General features: G+C 70.8%; 18 protein-coding genes and 1 pseudogene. 9 read left to right on the top strand and 10 right to left on the bottom strand.

The window, feature by feature from the left end; all coding sequences use genetic code 11:
• Positions 1 to 10 precede the first annotated feature (10 nt).
• The 9 genes from CK240_RS03510 to CK240_RS03550 are packed head-to-tail and all read right to left on the bottom strand — an operon-like array spanning position 11 to position 8877.
• Positions 11 to 418: a DUF6165 family protein gene (locus tag CK240_RS03510; RefSeq protein ID WP_095638947.1), complete on the bottom strand. Its 408-nt coding sequence runs from the start codon at positions 416 to 418 to the stop codon at positions 11 to 13.
• Entirely contained in the window at positions 415 to 1293 is an 879-nt protein-coding gene (locus CK240_RS03515; RefSeq protein ID WP_095638948.1) for a glycosyltransferase family protein, read from the bottom strand. The genes CK240_RS03510 and CK240_RS03515 overlap by 4 nt, the downstream gene beginning before the upstream one ends.
• A 3-nt stretch (positions 1294 to 1296) precedes the next feature.
• Positions 1297 to 2325 (bottom strand): UDP-glucuronic acid decarboxylase family protein, encoded by a 1029-nt coding sequence (locus tag CK240_RS03520; protein WP_095638949.1) that lies wholly within the window; start codon positions 2323 to 2325, stop codon positions 1297 to 1299.
• Between the two features lie 2 nt (positions 2326 to 2327).
• Positions 2328 to 3413 carry a CgeB family protein gene (locus CK240_RS03525; protein WP_095638950.1) on the bottom strand — a complete coding sequence of 362 codons (1086 nt, stop codon included), beginning with the start codon at positions 3411 to 3413 and terminating at the stop codon, positions 2328 to 2330.
• Entirely contained in the window at positions 3410 to 4501 is a 1092-nt protein-coding gene (locus tag CK240_RS03530; protein WP_095638951.1) for a CgeB family protein, read from the bottom strand. Before CK240_RS03530 ends, CK240_RS03525 begins: the two co-directional genes overlap by 4 nt.
• Positions 4498 to 5607, bottom strand: a complete 1110-nt coding sequence (locus tag CK240_RS03535) for a CgeB family protein (RefSeq protein WP_095638952.1) — start codon at positions 5605 to 5607, stop codon at positions 4498 to 4500. Before CK240_RS03535 ends, CK240_RS03530 begins: the two co-directional genes overlap by 4 nt.
• Entirely contained in the window at positions 5604 to 6677 is a 1074-nt protein-coding gene (locus CK240_RS03540; protein ID WP_095638953.1) for a glycosyltransferase family 4 protein, read from the bottom strand. Before CK240_RS03540 ends, CK240_RS03535 begins: the two co-directional genes overlap by 4 nt.
• Positions 6674 to 7762, bottom strand: coding sequence for an SDR family NAD(P)-dependent oxidoreductase (locus CK240_RS03545; protein ID WP_240517268.1), 1089 nt, complete (start codon positions 7760 to 7762; stop codon positions 6674 to 6676). The genes CK240_RS03540 and CK240_RS03545 overlap by 4 nt, the downstream gene beginning before the upstream one ends.
• Complete coding sequence (locus CK240_RS03550; protein WP_095638955.1) at positions 7762 to 8877, bottom strand: NAD-dependent epimerase/dehydratase family protein; 1116 nt, start codon at positions 8875 to 8877, stop codon at positions 7762 to 7764. The genes CK240_RS03545 and CK240_RS03550 overlap by 1 nt, the downstream gene beginning before the upstream one ends.
• Before the next feature lie 140 nt (positions 8878 to 9017).
• Between CK240_RS03550 and CK240_RS03555 the strand changes: the two genes are divergently transcribed.
• Genes CK240_RS03555 through CK240_RS03570 form a run of 4 tightly spaced genes read left to right on the top strand, consistent with a single transcriptional unit; the run spans position 9018 to position 12455 of the window.
• On the top strand, positions 9018 to 9611 hold the full coding sequence (locus CK240_RS03555; protein WP_205957745.1) for a histidine phosphatase family protein: 594 nt from the start codon (positions 9018 to 9020) through the stop codon (positions 9609 to 9611).
• Between the two features lie 11 nt (positions 9612 to 9622).
• Entirely contained in the window at positions 9623 to 10393 is a 771-nt protein-coding gene (locus CK240_RS03560) for a TIGR04290 family methyltransferase (protein WP_095638957.1), read from the top strand.
• Positions 10390 to 11322, top strand: a complete 933-nt coding sequence (locus CK240_RS03565; RefSeq protein WP_095638958.1) for a glycosyl hydrolase — start codon at positions 10390 to 10392, stop codon at positions 11320 to 11322. Before CK240_RS03560 ends, CK240_RS03565 begins: the two co-directional genes overlap by 4 nt.
• An 11-nt stretch (positions 11323 to 11333) precedes the next feature.
• The gene (locus tag CK240_RS03570; protein WP_240517269.1) at positions 11334 to 12455 is read left to right on the top strand and encodes an inositol-3-phosphate synthase; all 1122 of its coding nucleotides are present in this window, start codon (positions 11334 to 11336) and stop codon (positions 12453 to 12455) included.
• Here the strand turns inward: CK240_RS03570 and CK240_RS03575 are convergent.
• The gene (locus CK240_RS03575; RefSeq protein WP_167649955.1) at positions 12398 to 12970 is read right to left on the bottom strand and encodes a DUF1003 domain-containing protein; all 573 of its coding nucleotides are present in this window, start codon (positions 12968 to 12970) and stop codon (positions 12398 to 12400) included. The two genes, CK240_RS03570 and CK240_RS03575, sit on opposite strands and share 58 nt — an antisense overlap.
• Positions 12971 to 13089: 119 nt before the next feature.
• On the opposite strand from CK240_RS03575, the gene CK240_RS03580 reads away from it, so the two are divergent.
• From CK240_RS03580 to CK240_RS19550, 5 genes and pseudogenes are all read left to right on the top strand, one after another.
• Positions 13090 to 14055, top strand: a complete 966-nt coding sequence (locus CK240_RS03580; RefSeq protein ID WP_240517270.1) for an MDR/zinc-dependent alcohol dehydrogenase-like family protein — start codon at positions 13090 to 13092, stop codon at positions 14053 to 14055.
• Entirely contained in the window at positions 14052 to 15038 is a 987-nt protein-coding gene (locus tag CK240_RS03585) for a Gfo/Idh/MocA family protein (RefSeq protein WP_095638961.1), read from the top strand. Before CK240_RS03580 ends, CK240_RS03585 begins: the two co-directional genes overlap by 4 nt.
• A complete protein-coding gene (locus CK240_RS03590; RefSeq protein WP_095638962.1) occupies positions 15039 to 16094 on the top strand; it encodes a polysaccharide pyruvyl transferase family protein in 1056 nt (351 codons plus the stop codon).
• Positions 16091 to 17467 carry a Coenzyme F420 hydrogenase/dehydrogenase, beta subunit C-terminal domain gene (locus CK240_RS03595; protein WP_205957746.1) on the top strand — a complete coding sequence of 459 codons (1377 nt, stop codon included), beginning with the start codon at positions 16091 to 16093 and terminating at the stop codon, positions 17465 to 17467. The genes CK240_RS03590 and CK240_RS03595 overlap by 4 nt, the downstream gene beginning before the upstream one ends.
• Before the next feature lie 255 nt (positions 17468 to 17722).
• Positions 17723 to 18079, top strand: a pseudogene (locus tag CK240_RS19550) (phage major capsid protein); the annotation flags it as partial.
• Positions 18080 to 18097 lie beyond the last annotated feature (18 nt).

Consider the following 18097-nt stretch of genomic DNA (forward strand, 5'->3'; position numbering starts at 1 on the left):
CCGCCGCAGCTTACCCCATCTTCGCCGCGGCGTGGTACTTTTCCTCGACCAGTTCGGACCGCAGCAGCGCGTTGACCTGCCGCTTGATCGCCGAGCGTTCGTCGTTCGTCAGATAGACCGAGCGCGCAAGCTCCACGAACCCGGCCCCGAAGTCGCCCGCCGCCTCATGCGCGCGGATGTCGTCCTCGATGTCCCACAGCGCGGCGTTCACCCGGCGCAACCCGTCCAGCAGCGGCGCAAGGTCCGGCTGGGGCAGGACGGGGGCCGCGGTTTCGCGCAGCAGGGACAGTTCGCGCGCCACGTTGGCTCGGGCCGCAGGGTTGGCGATGCGCTCGGCCTTGATCTCCAGGATGGTGATCTTGTCCAGAAGCTCGCCCCAGGACACGGGGGCAAGGGGGGCGGGGCGGGTCTCGGTCATGTCACCTTCCTTTGTCGGGTGGTGCCCTCCAGCGCCTGCCGGACCTCGGCCATCACGGCGTCCCAGTCGCCGGGCGCGGGCTGGCGGAAGACGTGCATCGTCGGGTACCAGGGCGTGCGCGTGCCGGGGACCGGCCAGCGCCAGTCGGGGTCGTGCCTGAGCAGCAGCCACGCGGGGCGGCCCAGCACGCCCGCCAGATGCGCGATCATCGTGTCCACCGTGACGACCAGCGCCGATCCAGCGACTAGCCGCGCCGTCAGCATGATGTCCAACGGGCAGCCCTGCGGGTTCAGGACCGGCAGGACCGTCGGCCCCGGCATCAGCGACAGCGCCGGGCCGGCGCAGAGGGGCGCGAACATCCCTTCGGGCACGGACCTGCCGGGGTCCCAGTCCCCCGCGCCCCAGCACAGCGCCACCGTCCCGGTAGGCAGCGCCGCACGGGTGACGTCCAGCCTGGGGATCGGCGCGTCCGAGGGGGCGGCGCGCAGCGCCAGCGGCAGTTCCATGATCTCGAGGTCGCAATCCTGCGGCGGCAGGGGCCGGGCCACGTCGAAGGGCACCAGCCGGCCGATGCCGGGAAAGTCCCGGAACAGCGGCACAAGGTGGGGCTGCATCTCGACCGTCACCCGCGCCGCGCGCCGGGCCAGCACGGGCAGGAAGCGGGAAAACATCAGCGTGTCCCCGAGCCCGTGATAGCAGCGGACCAGCACGTCCCGTCCGTCGAAGGCCCGCCCGTCCCAGACCCAGCGCAGGTGATAGGGCAGCGAGGGATCGTCGCGCGTGGCGGGGTCGCGGCCCGCCAGCGCCTGTTCCGCGATGGCCCATGCCGCGGGAAAGTCGCCGCGCCGCATGGCCTGCGTCCAGGGATCGGCCATGGCCTAGCCGGCGACCCCGGCCGCGGGCTCGGCCACCAGTTCCTCGGCGAACCAGGCGCAGGTGGCGTCGAGCCCTTCGGCCAGGGACACGCGCGGCGCCCAGCCCAGCAGCGCGCCCGCGCGGGAAATGTCGGGGCGGCGGCGGCGCGGGTCGTCCACGGGCAGGGGCCGGTGGACCACGCGCGCGCGGGTGCCGGTCAGGGCGACGACATGGCCCAGAAGCTCGTTCACCGTCATCTCGTGGGGATTGCCCAGGTTCACCGGCTCCATCCCGTCGAACTCGGCGTCCATCAGCGCCATCAGGCCCGCCACCATGTCCGAAACATAGCAGAAGCTGCGGGTCTGGCTGCCGTCGCCATAGACCGTCATCTCGTTCCCGCGCAGCGCCTGGCAGATCAGGTTCGACACCACCCGCCCGTCGTCGGGGTCCATGTTGGGCCCGTAGGTGTTGAAGATGCGCGCCACGCGCACCTGCGCCCGGCCCGCGCGGCCATAGTCGAAGGTCAGCGCCTCGGCCGCGCGCTTGCCTTCGTCATAGCAGGCGCGGGGGCCCGTGCAGCTGACGTTGCCGCGGTAATCCTCGGCCTGCGGGTGGATCTCGGGGTCGCCGTAGACCTCGCTGGTCGAGGTCAGCAGGAAGCGCGCCTTGGCCGCTTCGGCCAGCCGCAGCAGGTTGTTGGTGCCCACCACGTTGGTCAGCATCGTGTGTTCCGGGTCGCGCTGGTACAGCGGCGGCGAGGCCGCGCAGGCGAGGTTCCAGACGCGCGTGATGCGCGGGGCCATCCGCAGCACCTCGGCCGGCATGGGCTGGCCGATGTCGTGGCGCAGGAAGCGGAAGCGCGGATGGCCTTCCAGCGCCCGCAGGTTCGACGGGCGCGAGGTCTGGAGGTTGTCGAGGCAGAGGACCGATTCCCCCCGGTCCAGGAGCGCGCGGCACAGATGCGAGCCGATGAAGCCCGCGCCCCCCGCGACGACGTTCAGCGCCAAGGGTTGCACGGTCGCACGGGGGCCGTCCCGGTCGGTCTTCTTCATGCTCATCCCTCCGCTGTTGCGACTGGTCGGATGCCAGCCTTGTGGTGTGCCGCCTCGGCCAGGTGGGCTTCCAGCTCGGCCGCGCGATGGTCGGAACTGTGCGCGGCCTCGATCCGCGCCCGCGCCGCCCGGCCCATGGCGCCCGCGTCGCCGTCCAGCGCGGCCAGCACGCAGGCGGCGCCGTCGGCCAGCACGATCTCGGACCCCGGCCGGAACAGCGTCTCGATCCCGCCCCACTTGTCCGAGATGATGGGCGTGGCGCAGGCCCCGGCCTCGAACAGCCGGACCGAGGGCGACCAGCCCGCGCGGATCATGTCGGCCCGCGTCACGTTCAGGGTGAAGCGGCTGGCCGAGTAGAACCCGGCATGGTCGGCGGGCGGGCAATGCTCGATCCGCTCGACGTTGCCGGGCCAGTCGATGCCGGACGGATACTGCGGCCCCGCCACCACGAAGCGCAGGTCCGGGCGGCGGCGCGCGGGTTCCAGCAGCAGCCGTTCCAGCGTCGGCTGGCGGTCGTCGCTGTAGGTGCCCAGATAGGACAGGTCCCAGCGCGTGGGCACCTCGCGCGGGCCGTAAAGGTCCAGGTCCACCGAGCAGTAGAGCGCCCGCGCCATGGGCGAGCGGTAATGCCGCTCGATATGCCGCAGCGTGGGGCCGCCGGTGAAGGAGAGATACACGTCGAAGCCGGGGATGACCTCGGGCGAGAGATATTCGTAGTCGCCCCGTTCCAGCTTCGCCAGCGTCACCGGCGTGTCGATGTCGTAGAATGCGGTCGTGCCGCGCGCCCAGGCCTGGACGCGGCGCGAGACCTCGACCCCCTCGGGGACGTAGGAGCCGACGATGACCGCGTCGGCCGCCGCGATTTCCTCGCGCCACCGGTCCAGGCCGGGAAGGTCCGCGTAGAACTCCAGCCGGCACCAGTCGGGGTCGGTCAGGTCGCGCTGGCTGGCATACCAGGGCACGTCGCGTTCGAGGAACAGGATCTCGTGCCCGCGCCGGGCGAAGGACTTGAGCAGCGCGCGGAAGGTGGTGGCATGGCCGTTCCCCCAGGAGGAGGACAGCGACAGGCCGAGGACGACCAGCTTCATGCCCCCGCCTCCTCAGGCTGCCGGGCGTGCGCCTTGAACAGCGCATCCACCTGCGCGCCGCGCAGGGCATAGGTGTGCTCGGCCCTGATCCGCGCCAGCGCGGCCTGCCCGATCTCGCGCGCGCGTTCCGGGGTCAGCGAGGCCAGGTGATCCGCCACGTCCTGCCCGTCGCGGGCGACCAGCACCTCCGAGTTCGGGGTCAGGAACAGCTCGATCCCTTCCCAGGCGTCGGTGATGAGGCAGGCGGCCGCGCCCGCCGCCTCGAAGACGCGGGTGGCGGGGGAAAAGCCCACGTGCGCCATGCTGTCGCGGGCGACGTTCAGGACCGCCAGCGGCGTGCAGTTGAAGGCGTTGTGTTCATGCGTGTAGACATGGCCGAGGTGGCGGACGTTGCCCGGCATCTGCTTGGTTTCCCAGCCGTTTCCGCCGATCAGGAAGCTGCGGTCCTTGAGCATCGCGGCGGGACGCAGGAAGAACTCCTCGACCCGCGCCTCGCGGTCGGGCAGGCGGTTGCCGAGGAAGGCGAGGTCCGAGGCGAAGCGCGGGTCCGCCGGCGCGGGATGGTGCGTCGCGGGGTCCAGCGCGTTGTAGACCGGCTCGCACAGCTTCGCGCCGAAGCCGCGGTAGGCGTCCACCACCGGCGGGCCGCCGCCATAGGTCAGCACCATGTCCAGACCGGGCAGCGCCCGGCGCACGGGGTGGCTGTCGTCGGCGCGCATCTCGTCCAGCGTGGCCGCGGCGTCCACGTCCCAGAAGATCTTCAGCGCGCCGGGCCGGGCTTGGGCGATGGCCCCTTCCAGCAGCTCGCGGTCGAAGACGCCGACGCCGTTGGCCTTGACCACGATGTCGGCATCCGCCGCCTCGGCCAGCACGCCGCGCATGGCGTCCTCGGTCGCGGGATAGACGACGGACCGGCACCAGTCCGGCGGGTCGATGTCGCGGTGCTTCTGCCGGTCGAAGGCGTCGGGCTCGTAGAAGGTGATCTGGTAGCCGCGCTTGGCCAGTTCGCCCAAGATGCCGCGGTAATAGGTGGCCGCGCCGTTCCAGTAGGACGACAGAAGGCTGGATCCGTAGAAGGCGATCTTCATGCCGCAGAGGCTCCGAGGTTGAGGCCGAGCGTTGCGGCGATGGACAGAAGTTCCTGCGCGCGATGGGCGCAGGTGTGGCGGGTGCGGATGGTTTCCAGTCCGCTGGCGACCAGCGAGGCGCGCAGGGCCGGGTCGTTCGACAGGTCGCGCAGGTGGGCGGTCATTTCCGCGCCGTCCCGGGCAAAGAGGAAGTCCAAGCCGGGGCGGAACAGGTTCTCGCTGTCGGCCCACGGGGCCGAGACAAGGGGGATGCCGCAGGCCAGCGCCTCGAAGACGCGGATGGTGGGGATGCCGGGCAGCACCGTCGTGTAGAAGCGGCGCGGGACGTGGACGGTCGCCATGTGGCGCGCGAAGATCCCCGGTGCTGCGGCGTTGGGCGCCCAGCCGTGATAGCGCACGCCGTAGCGGTCCAGCGTCGCCAGCGCCTCGGCCGGATAGCGGACGCCGTAGATGTCCAGCGGCAGTCCGGCATCCCGGGCGGGGCGGAAGAGGAAGCTTTCCAGTTCCTCGGTCCGCTCGCCGTCGCCCCAGTTGCCGATCCAGACGAGGCCCTCGCGCGCGGTTTCCTGCGCGGGCGGATGGAACAGGCGGGTGTCGGCGGCCTCGTGCCAGGTCCAGACGCGGTCGCCCCAGCCCCAGCGGCGGTAAACCTCGGAAAGCGTCTCGCCAAAGGCCAGCACGCCGTCGAAGCCCGACAGGTCGAAGGCGCGGATCGCGTCCGGCTCGCTGACGGCGCGGTGGTGGGTGTCGTGGAACAGCAGCGTGAAGCGCGCGCCGGACTTGCGGGCCTTGCCCAGCGTGGCGGCCAGCGCGGGGTCGTTCCATTCATGGACGATCACCAGGTCGGCGTTGCCCGTCAGGTCCACCGGGTCGGCGGCAGGGTCGTAGGTTTCGACCGTCAGCTCGGGATAGTTCCGGCGGAAGGGCTCCAGCCCCGCCGCGCCGTGGTCGCGCAGCAGGTTGTCAAGGCTCCATGCGCCCTGCGGTTCCAGCGCGCGGACGTGGTGGCCAAGCGCCACCAGTTCCCGCAGCACGCCGCGCAGGAAATGGGCGTTGCCGTGGTTCCAGCAGCTTTGCAGCGAATGGGTGAAATAGACGATCTTCATGCGGCTTTGTCCTTGGCCGAAACGAGGTCGCGGTAGATGCCGGACATCTGCGCGGCCATTGCGGCGGGGGTATGGCGGGCGGCGCGGCTGCGGGCGGCGTCCCCTTGGGCGGCATGGCGCGCGGGGTCGGCCAGCAGGGCGGCGATGGCCCCGGCGAAGCCCGGCGCGTCGCCGGGGGTGACGAAGGTGGCCGCGCCGTCCCAGAGTTCGCGGAAGGTGGGGATGTCCGACAGCACCAGCGGGCAGCCCGCCTGCGCGGCTTCCAGCACGGCCAGGCCGAAGGGCTCGAACCGGGCGGCGCTGACGAAGACCGGGCGGCGGGACAGCCAACGGGCGATCCCGTCGGCGGGCAGGGGGCCCGTGGCCTGCAGATGCGCGGGCGTCACCGTCGCGCCATGGGGCGCACGGGTCGCGCCGATGGCGACGAGGGGGGCGTCCAGCAGGGCAGCCGTGGCGTCAAGGGTGGCGGTGTCCTTCACCTCGTCCCACAGCCGCCCGACCGTCAGCGCGCCGTGGAAGGGCTGCGCCTCGGACAGGGGCAGGGGCGAGCGGCCGTTGTGGACCGCCGTGGGCGTCACGGGCAGGCCGTAGCGCCGCGCGGTCGCCTCGGCATAGGCGCGGGTCGGGGCGACGACGCGATCCGCCGCGCGAAGGCCCCGGCCCACCAGTTCCGGCAGCCAGGCAAGCGCAGGGTCCACCGGACCGCCGCGCGCCGCGTCCCACCAGGTGCCGAGGCAGCCGTGGTTCACCGCCACGACCGGCCGGTCGAAGCGCGCCGCCGCCAGCGCGGGGGCGTTCAGATGCACCACGTCGGCGCCCGTTTCGCGCGCCAGCCGCGCCACCGCTTCGCCCGCCGCCAGCACCGGGGCGGGGCCGTCGCTCAGCCAGTCCAGCGGCAGGCCGGTCTCGACCAGCCGCAGGCCCGCCGCAGCGGCTGCCGCGCGCTGCCCGGCATCGGGCGCGGGGCCCAGCACCGCCAGCGTGACCTCGGCCTGCAAGGCGGCGGCGAGTTCCAGCGAATACTGCCAGACCCCGCCGACCGCGTCGGTGGTCATCAGCAGCCGCATCATGCCGACTGCTTCAGGGGCGGCTGCCCCACGGGAAGGTTCACGCCGTTTTCCGCAGCGAGCCACTGGGCCAGCCGCGTCACCCCCTCCTGCCAGTTCACCTTGGGCGACAGCCCCAGCGCCTTTTCCGCGGCGCGGGTGTCGGCCACGAAGTAGCGCTGGTCGCCCGCCCGCCAGTCCGAGAACTGGATGTCCACGGGCCGGTCGAGGATCCGGCCCACGAAGTCCAGCAGCTGCCGCAGGCTGATCGCGTTCTGCGGCCCGCCGCCGAGGTTGAACACCCGGCCCTGCACCTCCTCGATCCGCTGCCACGCGGCAAGATAGGCTTCCACGGCGTTCGACACGTCGAGGATGTCGCGGACCTGGCAGCCGTCCCCGAACAGCGTGATCTGCTGGCCCTTGAGCGCGCGGATCAGGAAATGGGCGACCCAGCCCTGGTCCTCGGTCCCCATCTGGCGCTGGCCGTAGATGCAGGACATCCGCAGCACGCAGGTGGGCACCCCGTAGCTGCGGGCATAGTCCAGCACATACTGGTCCGCCGCGCCCTTGGAACAGCCGTAGGGCGTGTGGAAGTCCAGCGGGCGGGCCTCGCCGATGCCATGGGCGCGCACGTCGCTGTCGGTGGGCTTGTAGGCCTCGCCTTCCAGCGCGAAGTCGAGGTCGGCCAGATCGCCGTAAACCTTGTTGGTGGAGGCGAAGATCAGCGGCGTGCCGTCACCCTTGGCGCGCAGGGCCTCCAGCAGGTTCACGGTGCCGATCAGGTTGATCGTCATGTCCTCGACGGGTTCCACCATGCTGGTGGTCACCGCGACCTGCGCTGCGAGGTGGAAGACCGCCTTCGCCTGTTGCGCCGCCGCCGCCATGCGGGCGCCGTCGCGGATGTCGGCGGGGATGTGCTCGATCCGGTCGCCGTGACGGGATTGCAGCCAGGCGAGGTTGCGTTCCACGCCGGGGCGGCTCATCGCGTCATAGACGATGACCCGGTGGCCTTCGGACGCCAGCCGGTCGGCGAGGTTCGAGCCGATGAAGCCCGCGCCCCCCGTGACCAGCACGGGCCGCGTATCGGCGGATGCGTCGGTCCGCCCCATCACGCCACCAGCCCGCGCTTGTCGAGTTCCGCGCGCATCTTCTCGACATTGTCCACGGCGGTCTGGCTGGCGACCCATTCGGCCAGTTCCGCCAGTCCCGCGCGGAAGTCGGTGTCGGCGCGGAAGCCCAGCTTCTCGGCCGCCAGCGTGGTGTCGCAGAAGCAGTGGCGGATGTCGCCGATGCGGGCCTTGCCGACGATCAGCGGCTCAAGGTCGTTGCGGCCCATGGCGCGCCCCAGTTCCTGCGCGACCTCGGTCACGGACCGGTCGTTGCCGGACCCGATGTTGAAGGTGCCGCCCGCCGCCTGCGGCAGGCTCAGCGCCTCGGCGAAGGCGCGGGCCACGTCGGACACGTGGACGAAGTCGCGGCGCTGCTCGCCATCCTCGAAGATCATCGGCGCCTGGCCGTTCAGATAGCGCGAGGCGAAGATCGCCAGCACCCCGGTATAGGGGTTCGACAGCGCCTGTCCGGGGCCGAAGACGTTGAACAGCCGCAGGCACACGCCCTCGATCCCGTAGGGGGCGGACATGATGTGGGTGGTGCGTTCCTGCACGAACTTGTTGAGCGCATAGATGGACGCGAGGTTCGGGCGCTTCCATTCGGGCGTGGCGACCGGCACCAGCGGGCGGCCCTGCGCATCGGTCGGGTCCCACTGCTTCAGCCCGTCGCGGATGCCCACGCGCTCGGCGTCCTCGACCAGCGTGCCGTCGGCGTCGCGGTAAAGCCCCTCACCATAGATCGACATGGAGGAGGCGGTGACGACACGGCGCACGGGGTTGTCGATCAGCTTCTCGAACAGGACGGCGGTGCCCACGTCGTTCGTCGAGGTGTAGCGTTCTACCTCGTACATGGACTGGCCCACGCCGACCTCGGCGGCCAGGTGGATCACGCTGTCCACGCCCTTCAGCGCGCGGGTCACGGCCTCGGCGTCGCGGACGTCGCCGTGGATGAACTCGGCCTCGCTGTTCAGTGCCTCGGGGCGGCCCGCGCCCTCGCCGTGGACCTGCGGGATCAGCGCGTCCAGCACGCGGACCTGGTGGCCGCGCCGCAGCAGCTCGTCCGCGACGAAGCGGCCGATGAACCCTGCACCCCCGGTGATCAGAACCTTTTCCAACTTGTCCCCTCGTCGTCCGTTTCTTGGAAATTGAAGCAGTCTCAATGTCGTGATGTAAAAGCCTTCATGCGACATGGGTTCCATCTTCTTCTTCATCTTTGTTGCTTGACATGGTTTTTCAGGCACAGCGGGGGTTTGGCATGGGCATTCTGATCGGGCTGGTCCGCCACGGGTCGCATGACGACCTGGGCACATGGCTGAGCGGACGGACCCGCGACGTGGCCCTGAACGCGGCAGGGCGAGAGGAAACGGCGGCCCTTGCGCGGCGGCTCGCGGGGCGGGGCGTGGTCGGGATCACCGCCAGCCCGCGGCGGCGGACGGTGGAAACGGCGGACATCCTCGGCGCGGGGCTGAACCTCACGCCCGTCCTTGCGCCCGACCTCGACGAGATCGACTTCGGCCGCTGGTCGGGTCGGCGCTTTGCCGCCCTGGACGGCGACCCGGACTGGGAGTGCTGGAACACCGCCCGCGGAACGGCGCCCACGCCGGGTGGCGAGACGATGGCGGCGGCGGTCGCCCGCGCCATGCGCCACATCGACCATCTGGCGGGTCAGGGCGGCGGGCCGGTCCTGTGCGTCAGCCATTGCGACGTGATCCGGGGGGTGGTCGCGCAGGTGCTGGGGCTGCCGCTCGACAACCTGCTGCGGTTCGAGATCGCCCCCGCCTCGGTCAGCTGGCTGATGGCGCATGGACAAGGGGCGGGGCATGTCATAGCCGTTAACGGTACTGCCTGACGGAACGGTTGATGAACGCAACGCAGATCGCAGAAAGAATCGAGGCGCTTGGCCCCTGGTTCCAGAACCTCGACCTCAACGGTGTCCGCACCGCGCCCGGGCATTTCCTGGGCGACTACCCGGCCGACAAGTTCGCCCGCTTCGCCCATCTCGTCCCCCGCGACCTGACGGGCAAGACCGTGCTCGACATCGGCTGCAACGCGGGCTTCTACAGCTTCGAGATGCGCCGCCGGGGCGCCTCGCGCGTTCTCGGGATCGACAGCGACGCCCGCTATCTGGCGCAGGCGCGGCTGGCGGCCGAGGTGCTGGACATGGACGGGGTCGAGTTCCGCCAGATGGGCGTCTATGACGTGGCCGCGCTGGGCGAACGCTTCGACCTCGTGATCTTCATGGGGGTGCTGTATCACCTGCGCCACCCGCTGCTGGCGCTGGACCTGATCCGCGCGCATGTCGCGGGCGACACCATGCTGTTCCAGACGCTGACGCGCGGTCCCGGCACGGTGGCCGAGCCCGCCGAGGACTACGATTTCTCGGAAGACGCCCATTTCCAGCAGCCCGACTGGCCCCGCATGGCCTTCATCGAGCACAAGTGGGCCCATGACTGGACCAACTGGTGGGTGCCGAACCGTGCGGGCGTCGAGGCGATGCTGCGCGCCTCGGGCTTTGCCGTGGAAGCCGGGCCCGCCGACGAGGTCTATCTTTGCCGCACCGCTCCGGTGCCCTTCGCCAATTACGGACCCCACGCGGTCTATCCTGCCCGACCCGAGGAGCCTGCCCGATGATCGAAGCCGCGATGATCTGGAACGAGCCGAACAACAAGTCCCACTGGGACCCCGAACTCGACCCGGACTGGTCGCGCTTCGGCCAGTGCGTGACGCTGGCGGGGCAGGCGATCAAGCAGGCCAACCCGGCGATCACCCGCGTCCTGGGCGGCATGTCCCCGATCGACCCGCTGTGGGTGCGGCGGATGGAAGGGCACGGCGCGCTCGACCACGTGGACGTGGTCGCGGTCCACGGCTTTCCGCTGGACTGGAACCTGTGGCAGATCCAGGAATGGCCCGCCAAGGTGGCCGAGATCGAGGCCGTGACGGACAAGCCCGTCTGGGTGACCGAGGTCGGCGTCGGATCGTTCGGCGCGGAAGAGGTGCAGGTCTTCGGCGTGCAGAAGACGGCCGAGCTGCTGGTCGGCCGCGTGCCGCGCATCTTCTGGTATTCGCTCTTCGACCTGCCGCAGGAATGGGGCGCCACGACCCGCCACCGCGAGGCCGAGGGCTCGTCCTATTACCGCCATTTCTACATGGGCCTGATCCGCGCCGACGGCACGCCCAAGCCGGGGCTGGACGCCTATGCGCCCCACGCCGCCGACATGGGGCTGATGCAGTGGTTCCACTACCAGGACCCGCGCCTGGACGATGCGGTGGCCTGGATGAAGCGGCTGGGCGTGCGGCACCTGCGCACGGGCCTCAGCTGGGCGGACAGCTTCCGCCCCGACGCGCTAGGCTGGTTCGACCGGCAGATGGAGGCGCTGGCCGATTTCGACACAACCGTCACCTTCTGCTTCACGCCCGAGCATCTCGGCCCGGGCGCGCATCACACCAGCCCGCCGCACGACCCGCAGCAGTTCGCGGATTTCTGCGCCGCGATGATCGAACGATATGCGCCTGCCCGTGTTGAGGCGACGCCGGCCGCGCTTCAGCCGGCCCTGACCTGAAGGCCCTCCGCATGAAAGACGCCCACATGCCGATCAACATCGCCATCGTCGGGGTCGGCAACTGCGCCAGTTCCCTGGTGCAGGGACTGACCCATTATGCCGGGCGCAACGACGCCGCGGGGCTGATGCACCACAACCTCGGCGGCTACCGCCCCGACGACATCCGCGTGGTTGCGGCCTGGGACATCGACGCGCGCAAGGTCGGCCGCGACGTGGCGCAGGCGATCTTCGCCGCGCCCAACTGCACCGCCGTCTTCGCCCCCGAGGTGCCGGACACGGGCGCGGTTGTCCGCATGGGCCGCATCCTCGACGGCGTGGCCGAGCACATGGCCGACCACCCGGCCGAGCGGACCTTCGTGCCCGCCGACGCCGCGCAACCCTCGCGCGAGGAGGTCGTGGCCGCGCTGCGCGAGGCGCGGGTGGACGTGCTGATGAACTACCTGCCCGTGGGCAGCCAGAAGGCGACCGAGTTCTATGCCGAATGCGCGCTGGACGCGGGCGTGGCCTTTGTCAACAACATCCCCGTCTTCATCGCCTCGGACCCGGCCTGGGCCGAGCGCTTCCGCCAGGGGGGCGTCCCGATCATCGGGGACGACATCAAGGCGCAGCTTGGCGCGACCATCGTCCACCGCGTGCTGACGGACCTGTTCGCCAAGCGCGGGGTCAAGCTGTGCCGGACCTACCAGCTGAACACCGGCGGCAACACCGACTTCCTGAACATGGCCAACCGCAAGCGGCTGGAAAGCAAGAAGATCTCGAAGACCGAGGCCGTCCAGTCCGTCGCCGCCGAGCGGATCGCGGACGAGAACATCCACGTCGGGCCGTCCGATTACGTCGCCTGGCAGAAGGACAACAAGGTCTGCTTCCTGCGGATGGAGGGCGAGCTGTTCGGCGGCGTCCCCATGAACCTGGAACTGCGCCTGTCGGTCGAGGACAGCCCGAACTCGGCCGGGGTCGCCATCGACATGATCCGCTGCGCCGCCGTCGCCCGCGACCGGGGGCTTGCCGGGCCGGTCCTCGCCCCGGCGGCCTATTTCTGCAAGCACCCGCCGCGCCAGATGACCGACGACGAGGCCTACGAGGCGGTCGAAGCCTTCATCGCGGAACTGCCCCTGGCCGCACCCGCATCGTGAGCGCGGGGATGACCGGGGGCGCCGCTGTCCCCTTCGATCTGCTCCAGCGCGTCAAGGACCTGCTCGGGATCGATGTTCTTCTCGACCTCCTCGGCGGTCTTTTCGTCGACCGGCACGTCGAGCTTCTCGGCGATCCGGTGGATGACCGTGGCGATCTTGGTCAGTTCGTCCTCGGTCAGCAGGCTGACATGCAGGGTGAAGTCGTTGCGGGCGTCGGCGCGCTGCTCCTCGCGCCGCTGGTTCATCAGCACGAACAGCGACAGGAAGATCGCCTCGGTCGACGCGACCGAGCCGATCAGCCCGATGCCGTCGGCGAAGGGGACCGGGACCGGGATCAGGTCCGTCAGGACCAGCAGCGCCCCGCCGTAGAAGGCGACGTGCAGCAGGATGAAGCTCATCGAGCCGGCGATGCGGGTGATCCTTTCGGCGATCCTGTCGCTCAGCGAGGCGCGGGCGTCCTCCTGCCGGCGGCGCCTGACCAGGCGCATGATGTTGCTGGTCAGCTGCTCGTTCATGCCTTCCCTGGCAGGGATGGGGTCCTTGGGGTCCATGACAGCCTTTCCACCTTTGCCATCCACAAGGGGAGGGGCCGCGATCCGGTTCCGGTCCCCCATATTGTTACGGACGATTGCCGATGACCCAGACCATGCGTGCGGCGGTCCTTGAAGGACCGCAGAGGTTTTCCGTGGCCGAGGTGCCCCTGCCCGAACCCGGCCCCGGCGAGGTGCTGATCCGGCTGGAAGGCTGCGGCGTTTGCGCCTCGAATGTCGAGCCGTGGGAAGGCCAGCCCTGGTCCACCTGGCCGGGCGCGCCGGGCGGCATGGGGCACGAAGGCTGGGGCCGGATCACGGCACTGGGCGAGGGGGTCGAGGGGTTGTCGGTCGGCGACCGCGTGACGGCGCTGACGGAACGGTCCTATGCGGAATACGACGTGGCGCGGGCCGACATGGTGGTGCCGCTGCCTGCCAGCCTGGACGAAATGCCGGTTCCGGGCGAGCCGGTGGCCTGCGCCATGAACATCTTCGCGCGCTCGGACGTGCGGCCCGGCCAGACGGTGGTGATCGTCGGCATCGGCTTCCTGGGCGCGATCCTGACGCGGCTGGCCACCGATGCGGGGGCAAGGGTGATCGCGGTGTCGCGCCGGGCCGAGACGCTGGATCTTGCGCGCCGCATGGGCGCGTCCGAGACGATCACGATGGATGACCATTGGCGCATCATCGAGGACGTGAAGCGCCTGACCGATGGCCGCATGGCCGAGCGGGTGATCGAATGCGTGGGCAAGCAGTGGCCGCTGGACCTGGCCGGGGAACTCGTGGCCGAGGGCGGGCGTCTGGTGATCGCAGGCTATCACCAGGACGGACCGCGGCAGGTCAACATGCAGATGTGGAACTGGAAGGGCATCGACATCGCCAGCGCCCATGAACGCGACGCGGGCGTCCGCGTGGCCGGCCTGCGGGCGGCGGTCGATGCGTTGGCCTCGGGCCGGCTGGACCTGTCGCCGCTGCTGACCGGGACCTATGCGCTGGAGGATCTGGGCGAGGCGCTGGCCGCGACCCGCGACAAGCCGGGCGCCTTCGTCAAGGCCTGGGTGGCGCTGTGAGCCGCCCCAGGCTGGGCTTCCTCGGCACCGGCTGGATCGGGCGGCACCGGATGGCGGCGCTGGCCGCGACGGGGCTGGCCGAGATCGTCGCGGTGGCCGAGCCCGACGACAACGGGGCCGCCGAGGCGCTGGCGCTCGCTCCCAATGCGCGGCGAGTGGACGGTCTGGATGCGCTGCTGCGCGAAGACATCGACGCAGTGGTGATCGCCACCCCCAGCGCTGCCCATGCCGAGCAGTCCATCGCCGCGCTGGAGGCAGGCAAGGCCGTCTTCTGCCAGAAGCCGCTGGGCCGCACCGGCCCCGAGGTCGCCGAGGTGGTCGAGGCCGCCCGCCGCGCCGACCGCCTGCTGGGCGTGGACCTGTCCTATCGCCAGACCGCCGCGATGGGCGCGATCCGGCCGCTGCTGGACGCGGGCGCCTTGGGCCATGTCTTCGGCGTGGACGTGACCTTCCACAACGCCTGGGGGCCGGACAAGTCGTGGTTCTATGACCCGAAGCTCTCGGGCGGCGGCTGCGTGGTGGACCTGGGCGTCCACCTGATCGACCTCGCGCTGTGGTCGCTGGGCTGGCCCGAGGTCACGGGCGTCGAAAGCCGCCTTTACGCCAAGGGCGCGCCTCTGGCCGACCCCTCGGTGCAGGTCGAGGATTACGCCGTCGCCACGCTGGACCTTGCGGGCGGGACCGTGGTGCGGCTGGCCTGTTCCTGGGGCCTGCAGGCCGGGCGCGAGGCGGTGATCGCGGTCGAGTTCTTCGGCACCGAGGGCGGGGCCAGCCTGCGCAACGTCAACGGGTCCTTCTACGACCTGCGGGCCGAGCGGCATCACCATATCCGCGCCGAGGCGCTGGCCGAGCCGCCGGACGAATGGGGCGGGCGCGCGGCGGTGGACTGGCTGGCGCGGCTGTCCCGAGAGGCACGCTTCGACGACGAGGCGCGGCATCTGGTGACGGTCGCGCGGGTGATCGACCGGATCTACGGGCGCTAGATGCGGGTCGGCGTCCTGACCTTCCACCGCTGCATCAACTACGGCAGCTACTGGCAGGCCCGCTGCCTGGTCGAGGCGATCGCCGCGCGCGGCCATGACGCCGTGTTGCTGGACCACCATTCCCGCGAGGTGACGTCGCGCGAGTGGCGTTATGCCTTCCAGCCGCTCACCCCCGAGCGGTCGTCCCGCGCGGATGTGGCGCAATACGGGCGCAAGCTGCGCAAGTTCCTCGACGCCTTCCGCGCGCTGCCGCTGTCGGCGCCTTTCGACCTGGACGCCCCCGAGGGGATGCCTGCGGTCGATCTGGCGGTGATCGGCAGCGACGAGGTGCTGAACCTCTCGCACCCCTGGTACGGCGGCAAGCCCGTCTTCTGGGGCGAGGGGATCGCGGCCCCCCGCGTCGTGACCTATGCCGCAAGCTTCGGGAACTACGCCGCCGATTTCGTCGAGCCGCAATGGGCGGATCGCCTGCGTGATCTGGACGCGATCTCGGTGCGCGACGACAACAGCTTCGGGCTGGTGGAAGGGGCCACGGGCGCCGGACCGGCGATGGTGCTGGACCCGGTGCTGCTGAACCCGCCCCGGGTTCAGGCGGCGAAGGAGGCGCCCTATGTGCTGGTCTACGGCCACCACATCCCCGACTGGTTCGCCGCCCGCGTGCAGGACGCGGCGCGCGCGCAGGGCCTGCGGACGCTCAGCGTTGGCTATCGCAACGACTGGGCGGACGAGCAGCGGCTGGACGCCGGACCGCAGGAGTTCGCGGCGCTGGTCGCGGGCGCGCAGGCGGTGGCCACGACCTATTTCCACGGCTGCTGCTTTGCGCTGGTGAACGGCAAGCCGCTGGCCTGCGCGCCCTCGGATTACCGCTGGACCAAGGTGCGCGACCTGACCGCGCTGCTGGGGGCCGAGCGGCACCTGACCTTCGAGGACCGCGACCCCGCCGACGTGGGCGCGCTGCTGGCCGAGCCGGTGTCAGAGGCGGTCCAGGCGCGGATTGCCGACCTTCGGGCGCAGTCGGCGGCCTGGCTGGACGCGGCGCTGGCGGGGCGGGCATGACGCAGGCCCTCAGCCCCGCGCAGATCGTCCGCTCGGGCCTCTGCATCGGCTGCGGGGCCTGCGCGTCCGGGGCCGAGGCGCGGATGGAGTGGGACGACTACGGCCAGTTGAAGCCCACCGGTCCCGCCACCCACCGGCGCAGCGAGGCGTTTGCCCGGCTCTGCCCCTTCTCGCCCGAGGCGACAAACGAGGACGCCATCGCCGCCGCCCGCTTCCCCGATGCGCCGCAGCACGACGCGCGTCTCGGCCGCTACACCTCGTGCCACGTCGGCGCGGTGGCGGAAGCGCCCTTCCGTGAGCGGGGCAGTTCCGGCGGCATGGTCAGCTGGGTGGCGGCCGAACTGATGCGGCGCGGCGAGATCGACGGCGTGCTGCATGTCCACCCCGGCACGCCGGGGCAGCCCTTCTTCGGCTACCGTATCAGCCGCAACGAAGACGAGCTGCTGGCCGGCGCCCGGTCGCGCTATCACCCGGTCCATCTGGCCGAGGTGCTGGATCAGGTGCGGGCCACGCCGGGGCGCTATGCGGTGGTGGGCATCCCCTGCTTCATCAAGGCGGTGCATCTGGCCCGCGCGCAGGACCCCGTGCTGGCGGAACGCATCACGCACATGCTGGGCCTGTTCTGCGGCCACATGAAAAGCGCGCGCTTCGTGCAAAGCTTCGCCTGGCAGTTGGGCGTGGACCACGACCGCGTGCGCGCCGTCGAATATCGGCTGAAGGACGCGAACCGGCCCGCGAACTGGTACACGGCGCACCTGACGCTGGACGACGGCTCGACCGTCCAGAACGAGTGGTTCCATCTGGCCGATGGCGACTGGGGCGCGGGCTACTTCCAGAACTCGGCCTGCAACTTCTGCGACGACGTGGTGGCGGAAACGGCGGATGTCAGTTTCGGGGATGCCTGGGTCGAGCCCTATTCCTCGGACGGGCGCGGCACGAACGTGGTGGTCGTCCGCGCGCCGCTGATCCAGCGCCTGATCGACGAGGGCCGGGCCGAGGGGCGGCTGGACCTGCAGCCCGTCGATGCCGATTTCGTGGCCGACACCCAGGCCGCGGGCTTCCGGCAGCGGCGCGAGGGATTGGCCTATCGGCTGACCTGGGCAAAACGCGGCATTCGCCCCGTCAAGCGCGTGGCGCCGCAGGCCAAGGGGATCGGCTGGCGCAGGAAGCTGGTCTATCGCACCCGCGCGGCGATCAGCCGGGATTCGCACCGGATGGCATGGCTGGCGGCGCGGACGGGGCGGCCGCAGCTTTACCTCGGCTGGGCGCGGCGGACTTATGCCGTTTACGAGGGGCTGACCTACGACCGCGGCCGGTTCGCGCCGCTTTTCTCCCGCATCGAGCGCGTGGCCGGTCGGCGCAAGGACGGCTAGGACCGCCAAGCCCGACGGGCGCATTCCGGCGCTGGGCTCGGGCGGGTCGTGGTGGACAGGACGGCAAGGCGCGGCCCGGAACGGGCGCCCTGGGCGAGAGGGAACCGGCCGGGCCATGCGCCCGCGCCGATGGCAGGCGGCTGGGGCGGGGACGCCGGGGCCGCCTTTTTCGGTTGAGGAGGGACGGCAATGACCGAGGCAAGGACCGGCGCGGAGGCCTGCGGCAGCGGGACGCCTGCCGGGCTGAAGGGCGCGATGGCCGAGTTCGTGAACGAACTCAAGGCATTCCGCGAGAACGTCGAAGAGAAACTGCAAGCACAGGACAAACGCATGACCATGCTGGACCGCAAGACCGCCTTCCGGGGCCGCTCGCCCTTGTCGCAGGCCGCCGAGATCGAGGCGCCGCACCAGAAGGCCTTCGCCGCCTACCTGCGCCGCGGCGACGATTCCGGCCTTCGCAGCCTCGCGCTGGAGGAGAAGGCGATGGCCTCGGGCACCGACGGGGGCTATCTGGCCGCACCGACCATTTCCGAAACCGTGCAGGCCGTGCTGCGCACGACGGGATCCATCCGCTCGCTGGCCACGGTCGTGCAGGTCGAGGCCTCGTCCTACGAAGTGCTGATGGACAAG

This window comes from Paracoccus salipaludis, from assembly GCF_002287065.1.
Taxonomy (GTDB): domain Bacteria; phylum Pseudomonadota; class Alphaproteobacteria; order Rhodobacterales; family Rhodobacteraceae; genus Paracoccus; species Paracoccus salipaludis.